Source organism: Streptomyces sp. NPDC001507, assembly GCF_042894765.1.
Taxonomy (GTDB): Bacteria; Actinomycetota; Actinomycetes; order Streptomycetales; family Streptomycetaceae; genus Streptomyces.
This window is the reverse complement of the sequence record NZ_JBIAVV010000006.1, coordinates 23653-34982: the sequence shown is the minus strand read 5'-3', so window position 1 is coordinate 34982 and position 11330 is coordinate 23653. Positions and strand designations below refer to the sequence as shown.

At 72.3% G+C, this 11330-nt stretch carries 6 protein-coding genes; 3 read left to right on the top strand and 3 right to left on the bottom strand.

Annotated features, from left to right (window positions below; translation table 11 throughout):
• Positions 1-16: 16 nt before the first annotated feature.
• From ACFY0K_RS20255 to ACFY0K_RS20245, 3 genes are all read right to left on the bottom strand, one after another.
• On the bottom strand, positions 17-2893 hold the full coding sequence (locus tag ACFY0K_RS20255) for a DEAD/DEAH box helicase (protein WP_390640993.1): 2877 nt from the start codon (positions 2891-2893) through the stop codon (positions 17-19).
• Positions 2894-3019: 126 nt separating this feature from the next.
• Entirely contained in the window at positions 3020-4282 is a 1263-nt protein-coding gene (locus tag ACFY0K_RS20250) for a serine/threonine-protein kinase (RefSeq protein ID WP_390640992.1), read from the bottom strand.
• Positions 4283-4455: 173 nt separating this feature from the next.
• Positions 4456-6609, bottom strand: a complete 2154-nt coding sequence (locus ACFY0K_RS20245; protein ID WP_390640991.1) for an N-6 DNA methylase — start codon at positions 6607-6609, stop codon at positions 4456-4458.
• Positions 6610-6890: 281 nt separating this feature from the next.
• Here ACFY0K_RS20245 and ACFY0K_RS20240 point away from each other — a divergent pair, with 281 nt between their 5' ends.
• The 3 genes from ACFY0K_RS20240 (at position 6891) to ACFY0K_RS20230 (ending at position 11036) form a co-directional block, all read left to right on the top strand.
• Complete coding sequence (locus ACFY0K_RS20240) at positions 6891-8123, top strand: hypothetical protein (protein ID WP_390640990.1); 1233 nt, start codon at positions 6891-6893, stop codon at positions 8121-8123.
• 270 nt (positions 8124-8393) lie between these two features.
• Entirely contained in the window at positions 8394-9227 is an 834-nt protein-coding gene (locus tag ACFY0K_RS20235) for a hypothetical protein (protein WP_390640989.1), read from the top strand.
• Between the two features lie 177 nt (positions 9228-9404).
• Complete coding sequence (locus ACFY0K_RS20230; RefSeq protein WP_390640988.1) at positions 9405-11036, top strand: RNase H family protein; 1632 nt, start codon at positions 9405-9407, stop codon at positions 11034-11036.
• The last annotated feature ends 294 nt before the right edge of the window (positions 11037-11330 follow it).

Genomic DNA, 11330 nt, shown 5'->3' with positions numbered 1-11330 from the left:
ACCTCTGGGGACTCGGTCAGGCGGCGTGGGCGGTGGCGGGGGCCAGGACGGCGAGCACGCGTAGCATCGGGCGGCCGGTGGTGAGGAGGGAGTCCGCGAGGGAGGCGAGGCGTTCGCGGGTGCCGGTGGGCGCGGCGCCGCCGCCCGTCAGCGTCGGCTGCTCCCACGAGCCCAGGCGGGCCTTGTACTCCTCGATGGGGGCCCTCAGTGGCTCGTCCCACGCCTCGCGGCGGAGCTCCAGGAAAGCCTCCGCGGTGTCCAGGACGCCGGGGATCGCCTCGGCGAGGCGGGCCGTGTCGTGTGCGAGGCCCGGGTTCGCCATCGTCGGGCCGACCTGAGCGCGGCGCAGTACCGCCACCATGTCGTCGTCGACCTCGCCGTCCGCGGTGACCGCCATCCACTTGACGACGGTCGGGCGGCCGAGCGCGTTGGAGTAGATGCCCTGGACGAGGTAGGTGGGGCGGGACACGTCGGCGGTCAGTACCGGCGCCTCCTGGCGGTCCAGGCGGACGAGGACCTTGTCCGTGAGCCACTCCATGACCGGGTGCAGGTCGGTCAGCAGGGAGATGTCGGGCCAGCTGGACGTCGCCGAGGCGCGGGCGCGGGTGAGGCTGTGGTCGGCGAGCCGCCGGCTGAAGGTGACCTTCAGGCGGTCGCGCAGGCCCTGTTCACGGACGTAGTCCGGGGGCAGCGCCTTCAGACGGTGCACCAGGTCGGAGGGCGGGACGAAGGAGAGCAGGCCGGTCTCGGGGTCAGCGGACAGGTCAAGGCGGTCGTGGGCGTCCGGGTAGACCTCGCGCAGCGCCTCGTCCAGGAACTCGCGGGCGGAGGCGAACAGCCGGGGCACGTGGGCCTTCGGCGCCGCCCCGGTCCCGTGGCCCGCGTCGCCCGTGGCGTCCTCTTCCGGTTCCTCGTTGACGGGGCCGAAGAAGTCGGCGAGGAAGTCGTCCACGCCGTCGTCGGTGTCGGAGGCGCGGTCGGTGTCCAGGGACTCGTCCACGGTGCGGCCCCGCAGCAGGTCCTGGATGAGGGACTTCTCCTCGGCCTCCGCCCGGTACAGGCCGGACACCGCCTCCGCCGTGCCCAGCGACTGGTGGGCCTGCTCCTCGCGTTCCAGCAGGCGCTCGGCGACGAGGGTGTCGTCCTTCGCGCCGTCGACGGAGCTGGTCAGGATCAGCGCCCGGAACTGCGGCTGGTGCGCCTGCCCGTAGCGGTCGATGCGGCCGTTGCGCTGCTCGATGCGGATGAGCGACCAGGGCACGTCGTAGTGGACGAGCTGGTGGCACTGGCGGTGCAGGTTGACGCCCTCGGAGGCGACGTCGCCGGTGAACAGGATGCGTACGGGCGTGTCCGCGAGGCCGAAGTCCTCCACGCACTGCATCTGCTGCTCGTCGGACAGGCCGCCGTGCATGACGCGGGCCGCCTCCTCAGCGGCCTTGCCCTTGAAGCCGAGGGCCCCCGGCACGGTCCGCGCCAGCCACTCCAGGGTCTGTACGCGCTCGGAGAAGACCACGACCCGGGTGTCGGACTTCGGGCCGACCCCGATCTCCCGCAACAGCTCCAGCAGCGCGCCGAACTTGCCCGAGTCCTCCTCCGCCATGCCCGAGGCCAGCTCCAGCAGCCGGTGCAGGGCCGCGCGTTCGGCGGCCGTCGTCTCCGGGGTGTCCTTCTTCTCCAGCGTCTTGATGCGGGTGGCGACCGTGGCCTTCAGCGCCGTGTGGGAGGAGAGGAAGGACTTCAGCAGGGTGTACGGGAACAGGGGGACGTCGCTGACCGACTTGGAACCGTCGGACGGCAGCCAGACGGCGGCCAGTTCCTCGAAGACCTTCTCCTCGGCGGGGGTGGCCGTCACCCGGATCGAGCGGGAGGGGCCGCGGTCCGCCCACTGGCCCTTCATCTGCTCGCGCACCTCGGGGCTGACCTTCGTACGCCGGATGAACAGGTGCTTGATGTCCTCGGCGCGGTAGTGCTCGGGGTCGCGGATCGCGGCCGGGTCGAGGAGGGAGATCAGCTCGGCGAAGGAGCGGGCGTCGCCGTTGTGCGGGGTCGCGGAGGCCAGCAGGAGGGCGTCGGTGTGCGGGGCGAGGGTGCGGGCCAGCTGGTTGCGCAGAGAGCCCTTGTTGATGAGGTTGTGCGACTCGTCGATGACGACCGCGTCCCAGGTGATCCGCTCCAGGTGGTGCTTGTACTGGTCGGTATTCTTCAGGGTGTCGATGGAGACGATGACGCGCTTGAAGTACGTGAACGGGTTGCGGCCGGCGGGGATCTCCCGCTGGATGCGCTCGATGCCCACCGAGTCCAGGCGCACCAGCGGGATCGCGAACCGCGTCCACAGCTCGTGCTGGAACTGCTCCAGCACGTGCTGCGGGGTGACGACGAGGATGCGCTCGCCGCGGCCGCGGCGGATCAGCTCGGCGAGGGTGAGGCCGATCTCCAGGGTCTTTCCGAGGCCGACGACGTCCGCGATGAGCACGCGGGGGCGCAGGTTGCGGCCCGACAGCGCGAGTTGCGCGGGGCGCTGCTGGTAAGGGAGCGAGTCCAGGAGGAAGGAGTCCGCGAGGGCGAGGCCGCGCTCGGCCTGCGGGAGCGGAGTCTTGCGCAGGACCGCCTCCAGGAACAGGCGCGAGCGGCGGAAGTTGGGCGAGTCGTCCCGCACCAGGCGGGTCCGCCTCGGGTCGAGCAGTTCGATCCGGTCCAGGCCGGTGAAGAACACCGCCTCCTGGTCGCGCACGAAGTCCGACGCGCCGACGGCCTCGATCCGGGCACCGTCGTGCTCGGTCCGCGTCGCGTTGCGGACCAGCCACACCTCGTCCCGTACGAGGATCTGGGCGCCCGGCGGGAACTGGGCGTCCTGGCCACTCGCCGCGGGAGCCGTGGTGAGGTCGGCGGTCACTCGGGTGCCTCCTGAGTCGTCGTATCGAGGTGTTGGGGGTGGGGCCGCGTCAGATGCGACGCCCGTGCCGGCGTGCGGCCGGTTCGGGCACCGGTCAAGGGTGGCGTGGAAGGTGCTGGGTCACGGTCAGGAGGTCCGGCTCGGTACGAAGGGCGCTCCGGCCGCGTAGGCGGCCCGGATGCGCTCTGCCGTTTTGCGCGCCTGCACCGAGTGGCGCAGGGTGCCCGGCGGCCCCGCGCGGTGCTGAGGCGACTTCGCGGGACGGCTCGGCGTCGGCCGATCCCCGTGGGTGCCTTCCGAGGTGTCGCCAGGTGCGGACGTGGCGGGCGCCGGGGTTTCGGGCGTCTCCGTGACCGTGGGCGGTACCGGGAGCGTGGGTGGGGGTGTGGGTACCACCGTGTCGGCCGTGGGCGCCGGCTCCTGCTCGGCCGAGGCGGTCGCCGTGGACACGTCCGGGAAGGGGACGGGGGGCGGCGGGGCGGGTGCGGGCAGCGGCAGGGTCGGGGTGTGCTGCTGTGCGGTGTGGGCGGTGAGCCGCCTGCGCGCCTGGGCGATCTTCAGCCCGTGGGCCTCGACGACCGAGCGGCATCGCTGCACCACCTCGACCAGCGGCGGACGGTCCTGCGCGCGGTGGGCCAGCATGTCGGTCAGCAGCGGCACCAGGTCGGCGGGGGCGTCCGACAGGTCGGGGGCCGCATCGGGGTCGGTGACCAGGTGGAAGACCATGTAGGGCGTCGCCGCCTGGTGCGGGTAGTGGCCGGCTGCCGAGAACAGCAGCACCGCACCGAGCGCGTAGACGTCCACGGCGGGCGTCAGCGGCTTCTCGCCGGCCGCCTGCTCCGGGGCCATGCAGACCGGGGTGCCGACGACCTGGTGGGGCGCGGTGAGCGACACGCTCGACTCGGCGAAGGCGGCCAGGCCGAAGTCGATGATCTTCGGGCCGTTCGGGCCGAGGAGGATGTTCGCCGGTTTGAGGTCGCGGTGCAGCAGACCCTGTGTGTGGACGGCCGACAGTGCCTCGGCGAGGATCGCGCCGAGCGCGGCGGTGAGGACCGACGGCAGCGGTCCGTGCGTCTCCACATGCCGGGCGAGGTCGGGGCCGGCCACGTACTCGGTGGCCAGCCACGGCTGCTCCGCCTCCGCGTCCGCTCCCAGGAACGCCGCGATCCGCGGACCCCAGATGGTCTTGAGGACCTCGATCTCCTGCGCGAACCGTCCGCGGGACTCCGAGTCCACGACCGACGGCTTGATCACCTTCACCGCGGCGGGTTCGCCACCGAGCGACTCCCCGAGGAAGACCTGGCCCATGCCTCCCTGGCCGATCCGGCCGAGGAGTTCGAAGTCGCCCAGCGAGAGCGGGTCCTCGGGATTCAGGGGCGTGATCTGCACGTGTGTCCTCGTAATGTGGTGGTGGCGAGCGTCTGATCAGCCGCGATGCGCGCCTGAAGACACGGTAGTGGATGCGGTCGAGGCCGGGAACGCGGATGGCGGGATGGAGATATCAACCTCTTGAGGAGGAGAACGCGTGAAGAGTCCGACTGGGTCACGCGATGATCGTCATGTCACGTCCCGCGCGGCAGCAATTGGCCGCCCGTGAGTCCGCCCGACAGCAGCCGTGCCGTCTCCTCCGCCAGCCGCGTCGCCCGCTGCGCCTCCGCCCGGAGCGCGTGCACGTGCCGGAACGCCTCCCCGTACCGCCGCTGCTCCTCCAGCGGCAGCAGGGGCACGCGCAGCCGGCCCGGACTGACGGTCAGCGCCGTACTGCCCGTCGACGCGCCCGCGATGTTCTCCTCCGCGCCGAGGAACCCGGCGAGGAACCAGGCGTCCAGGCGTGCCGGGTCCGGCCGGAAGAGGTGGACCTGAGGGCCGGGCAGTGCGCCGGCGTCCTCCTCGCCCGCGACCCGGGCCATGGGGCCGTCCGTGCTCGCCACCCCTCGTACGAGGACGTCCCCGACAGCGATCACGGGTGCTGTGTCGTCGTGCAGCACCATCGGCTCTCCTGTAGGGCCTGACCCGGTCGCGATGTCCGAGCCGGTGAGCACCGCCCGTGGCTCGGGCCTCCCGTCCCCGCCGCTCGCGGCTTGTCCCCTGCCGCGCACGTTGTCGGGCGGCGTGCGCAGCAGGGTGAGCGCTCCACCGCGCGACAGGTCGGATGCCGTAACCGTCCGCCACTCGCGGGCCGAGGCGCCCGCCGCACTCCAGCCCTCCTGACCCGCCGTCCGAGCGAGGGACTTCGCGGCCTCGGCGAGGCTCCGGCGTATGGCGTCGGCCTCCACCGACAGCTCCGCCGGGTCGACCTCGGCCCGTGACGCCCGTACGAGCCGCGCCGGGGTCAGATCCACCACGTCGTCCAGCAGGTCCACCACGCTGGCCGCGTGTGCGACGCCGGGTTCGCCCTCGTACGTGTCCGGGCTCTCCGTGAACGCCCGCCACGCACCCAGGGCACGCGCCGTGATCCCCGCCCAGTCCGGTGAGGCGGACCGGTTCACGCCCCGCGTCCGGGCGGTCGTCGCCGTTCCACCGCGCCCGCCCGCCGTCGCAGCGTCCGCCGCCGTGTCCACGAACAGCACCGACTTGCGCTCCGGACCGCCCGGCTCGGGCCGTTGCAGTACCCAGATCTGCAGACCGACGTGCAGCGGCACCGCCGTGCCGACCGGCAGCGCGATCACCGCGCGCAGCGCCCCGTCGCGTACCAGCTCCGCCCGTACGCGACGGCCCGACGCGCGGCCGGCCATCGCGGGCGGCAGGAGCAGGGCCGCGTAGCCGCCGGGCGTCAGATGGGCGAGCGCGTGCTGTACCCAGGCCAGCTCCGACTCGGCGCGCGGCGGCACGCCGTACGCCCAGCGCGGGTCGTACGCGAGCTCGTCGTGACCCCAGTCCCGGACGCCGAACGGCGGGTTGCACAGCACCGCGTCGGCGACCAGGCCGGGGAAGGAATCCGCGCGGAGGCTGTCGGCGGCGTGCACGGTGACCGTGGCCTCCGGGGCCGTCAGCATCAGGCTCACGGCGCTGCGCCGGGCCTGCACGGGAAGCGTGTCCTGGCCGTACAGCTCGCGTGCGCCCCGGCGGGCGGCGGCCGCCAGAAGGGTGCCGCTGCCACACGCCGGGTCGAGGACGCGGGCCGGGGATCCGGGGATCAGGCGGGCGAGCAGGTCCGCGAGCGGCGCGGGGGTCTGGTACGCGCCCGACGCGGCGCTGTCCTCCAGTTCCCGCTCCGCCAGCACGCCCAGCGCGGCCTGACTGCCCTCGTCGCGTACACACGCGTACAACGCGCGCAGCACCGCCGCGTCGCCTGTCTCGAATCGGACCGTCTCCGCGTCCGGCACGGCGTCGGCCGTGGACGCCGCGTCGCGCTGTGCGCGGGTGGCGAGCTCGGCGTCCGGCAACTGCGTGGCGGCGGTCAGCTCTTCCGGCGAGCGGGCCGCCGCCGCGAGAACGAGGAGCAGGAGATCCGACGTACCGCCGCCGTGTGCGTGCAGGCGGAGGGTCGTCCGCAGTTCCTCCGACGGGGTCGCCGCCGAGGCGTGACCGCGCGAGGTGAGCCAGGCACGCACGGACTCCAGGTCGTACAGCGGACTGCTCTCCGTGCCGCCGGACGGCTCGGGGAAATCCTCGTGCCGGCGGCGCCAGTTGCTGACGGTGGCGCGCGTGACGCCCGCGATGCGGGAGATCTCGGCGGCTGTCACCTGGGCGGACGGTGCGGGTGGCTGCGACATGGGTGTGGGTCCTGGCTCCGATGGGCGGGCGTGATCACACCCTACAGCACGGGTCAACTCTTGGAATCTGTTTGACGACGCTTTCAGTGTCATGCTTTCATGAAATTGCTTCCGGTGGTGAGCAACGCTCCCCGGCGTGAAGCGTGAGTTCCTTGCCACAGCCACGTCTTTGAGTGCCCAGCCCCTTGCCCTGCTCCAACGCCTCTCGGCGGGGCGCCGGGGGACGCACGGCGCCTCGGGGCCAGGCGGCGGCCGATCGACCATCACCCAGGGGGACACCCATGCGCCTGACCATGCCGAGCGGCACCCCGGAAGGAATCCCGCTCACCGTCATGCCGTTCCGTGAGGACGCGGTCATCGGAACCATGTCGCTCGCGACGCTCGTGCGTCTCGTGCCGTCACCGCGTCAGGAGGAGGACCCGCGAGTCCTCAAGGCCGCGTCCGGGCACGACCGGCGGCACGCCGAGCTGCGCGCGACCGTGCAGCGGACGCTGAAGTCCCAGAAGGGCAAGAACATCCCGGCCTACGCCGAGTACATCGCCGCCGGCATCCTCGGCAAGCACGGCTCCGCCTGGTCCACGCCCCCGGTCACGCTCTGGCACGCCGGCGAGATCGCCGCGATGAGCGACGAGCTGGTCCCCGACTCGGGCCTGCGGACGCTGACCCTCGCCCCGGACGCCATGGTGATCGCCATCGACGGCGAGACCCAGACCACCGCCTGGCACGACATCTACCAGGACCCGGAATCCTTCGGCCTCACCTACACCGAGCTCAGTCTGCGGGTCCGTATCCCCTTCGAGCTCTACCTCGGGATCTCCCCGGCAGACGCGCGGCAGATCTTCTACGACCGCAACGTCAAGGGCATCGACGTCGCCAAGAACCTGGCCATGTCCATGGACCAGCGTGACCTCGCCACCCGCCTCGCCTACACCGTCGGCGAGAAGCTCGAGGTCGAGTCGAACGGTCAGCGGATGCCGTTCGGCACGCTGGTCAACGCCGGCAAGCGGCAGCTCACCAGGACCGACAAGGAGGTCGTGACCCTGTCCGCGCTGCGGACGCTGATCGTCACCACCGTCTTCGGCAGCAAGGGTGTGCAGTACTCGGCGGCCAACGTTCACGCGGACGACCTGCCGTCCAACACCGACGCCGACGAGGTGGAGACGGTCGTCGTCCGTCTGGTGTCCCGGCTGATCGGGGGCCGCTTCCCGGACTTCGCCCGGCGCAGCGCGATCACCGCCCCGGCCGTGATGGCAGGCCTCGGAGTCCTGCTGCACCGCGCCACCCCCTGGTGCGCCCCCGGCGACGCCATGAACTACGAGACGGTCGAGCACCTGCTCGCCCAGGTCCGTTGGGAGCGTGAACCCGTCTACTGGGACGGCGTCTGCGCGAGCGTCGGCTCCACCGGCCGGCTCAACTTCAGCGGCGGCGTGAAGGACTCCGCCGGCCGCGTCGCGGGCGCCCTCCTCGACCCGAACAGCGGGTTGGGCCAGAAGATCCGGGGGATGCGGAGCTGAACAGGCCTACGGCGCCGGTTCATTGACGCCGAGACCTTCTCAGCCGACGCCTCGCGCGGGACGAGGTCCCACCTTCGGGCATGGCCCACGGCTCCCGACCGCACGTATCCGTGGGCGGCCAGGCTGCGATGCCGGGCGCCCGGGCCGGCTCGGGCCGACAGGTCCGACCGGGGCGGGGCGACCCCGCTTCCGTCAGCGTGCGCGCCCTCTCTTTGCGCCGTCCGTCAGTCCCCTTCTCTTTCTCTCCACATGCATCCAAGGAATGGAATCATGAGCTACCCGAACACCCCCGGCACGCAGTCCTCCGCGTCCCCTTCGTCCCCGTACGCCGTCCGCGCCGCAGCCGCGGACAACCCGCAGCACCGGAGACCGGCCGGGCAGGCCCTGGCTTCAGACGTATCCGGCATGGTGCCGCAGACGTCTCCCGTCTCCGCGCCGTCGTCGGCCGGGAGGAAGCCGTCGCGGCGCGGAACGCGGCCCACCCACGACGGCGCACGGCTCCTCGCGCTGATCGCGGCGCCCCTGGCACGTTCGCGCAGGACCGTCCTCGCCGTGGCCGGGGCGGCCGTGGGCTGCTTCCTGTGCGCCTGCACCGGCATCGGCGGCACCCAGACCGACACGGCGACGCCGGCGGCCACCGTCAGCGCCTCGCGGGACACTCAGAGCGCCGAGGACGGGCAGAACTCCCAGGACGACTCCGGCGGTGACACCTTCACCGTCGCGCTGGACAAGACCGCCACGTGGAACAACGGCGTCAAGGCGCACCTGAGCGGCTTCGGTCGGGGCACCTCCGGCGAGTACGCCAGCCCGTCCGGCAAGGCCTACCTGTCCTTCTCCGTCACGCTGCAGAACGGCTCCAAGTCCTCGATCGACCTGAGCATGGTCAGCCTGTCCTGCCCGGACGGAGCCGACGAGATCTTCGACACGGACGCCGGCTTCAGCGGCAGTCCGGACACGCACGTGCTGCCGGGCAAGTCGGGGACCTGGAAGGCGGCCTGCGTGTTCCCCAAGACGGCCAAGAGCGCCCAGATCGAGATCGAGCCGATGGACACCTCCGGCTCCGGCTGGTACCGCACGGCCATCTTCACCGGCCAGGTGCAGTAGCCCGGACCACGGGCGGGACCCCGCTGGGTGCCCTCGTCGTCTCCGCGGCGGCTCACCCCTCCGCCGGCATCGGCTGCACGCCGATGCCCCGCGCCCACGGGCCCGCCCCCATCCATGCCCGATCGCACACCCTGTGCGGCCCCGACCACACCACCACCCGCGACCTGGAAGGCCATCGTGACGAACACCGAGCGCACAGAGCTGATCCGTCGCTTCGCCGACGACTTCACCGCCCTGCAGGAGGCCGTCCTCGCGCGCATGAACGGGATGTGCGCTCCGGAGACCGCCACGGCCTTGGAACACGCCTCGCTCGCCGGTCCCATCACCGTCGCTCTCGCCCACGCCGACGTCCTCGCTCGCGGAGCCGTCCGGCGCGCGGAGTTCTCGGCGCAGCCCCCCGAGCGGCTGCGTCGGCTGCGAGCCCACGCACGCACGGTGCGACGGGCCCGGTCGCAGGCGGAGGCCGTGTACAAGGAGCAGCGGGCCCGCCGTCTCGCCGAACGCTCCCGGCCGGTGGACATGCTGGAACTGAGGGTGGCGCGGATGGCATCCCCAGCTGCCTTCGGCGAGGCCCTGCGACAGGAACTGCGCGACAGGGGGCTGCCGGACGGCACGCCGCAGGCGCCGGAGAGCGACCTCGCGCAGTGGGCCTGGGACCGGGAAACGGCGGGCGGCGAACTGCCGGGACCGGTGCGCGCACTGCGGGACTGCGACGACGACGACTTCGTTCAGGCCCTCTTGCGCGATGCCCGCGAGGAGGAGAACCCGAACCTCCCGCACGACGCGGTCGTCGAACGGTGGAGCCGCCACGCCCGTGCCGCGCTGGCCTGGGGCCGCTACGCGATCGGACAGGCCGAACGGGACGCGCTCGCCCATCCCCTCTCCGTACGGCGCACCCGGCTTGACGCTCTGGACGACGCGTACCAGGACACCGCGGTTCTCGCTGCCCGCTCACGCGAGGCCCTGCTCCGGGTCACGGACCTCCAGGACCGGATGCTGGCCTGCGTCTCCACGCAGCCCTTCGCGGAGCTCATCGCGCGGTGTCGCGCCGCGGCTCTGGCGCGCTTCGCCGACGCCGAGCCCGAGGTGTGGCACAGCGTGCGTGAGCTTACGCTCGGGCACCAGGCGCACTGCCCCGAAGTCGCCGATGGTTGCCCGCGCTGTCACCGCACTCTCGCCGCCGTCGTCGCCGATGCCCGTCCCGCCGGAACGGGCGAGGACGGCGGCGGCGAACCTCCGACGAGAACTCTTCCGGCCGACGTGGACCGCTACGCAGTGCTCCCCGACCTTCCCGACAGCGCCGTCGTGGCCGTCGCCGACGCCGCGGTCGGTGACGAGTCCGCACTGTGCGGCTACGGCTGGGCCGCAGAGGACGGGACCGCCGGATACGGCGACTCCCTGGCCTCGAGCAGCGGCGAAGCCGAAGTCATCGGGGTCTGCGCGGCCGCCCTCAGCCTCCTCGAGCACCACCGGGACGCACCCGTAGTCATCCTGTGTGACAGCACCGAGGCAGTCGACGCCGTCAACACGGCCCTGCGCTCCGCCGACCCGAGCGCCGCCCACCGCACCCTCCTCTTCCCAGAGAGCCGGAAGTTGATGGACCGCCTGTCGCGTCACCGCCACCGCGTCCAGGTCCGGTGGCTGAAAGGCCACATCGGTCACGATCTCAACGAAACCGCCGACGCCCTCGCCGGCCTCGCCCTGCGGCGCGCCGGCGGCCGAATCCCTCCGTCCGCCGCACGGAAGGAGGAGGCGCGCATCCTGCGCTCGCTCGGCTCCGGTGGTTGCCCTCGTCCGGCTGCTGCTTGACCCCGTCGGTCATCCCTCTGGCTTGCACACATCTCCTTCACGAGTAGCCTTTGACGGCAGGGAACCTGCAGTTGATGGCCGATTTCGGCTCACTGCGCAGGTACCGCGTCGGACCGCTTGTGAGAAGTGGTGGGGGATGAGGGGATACGCCTTCGTGCGGCGTGCGGCGTTACGTCGTGCCGGGCGGTGACGGTCGAGGGCTGCGAGGCCGAGTGGCTCGGCGCGCGAGGGGTGTTGGGCAGCGGCCTGTCACCCGTGGCGGGCTCGGGTGATTCACGGACCGTTTCATGCTCG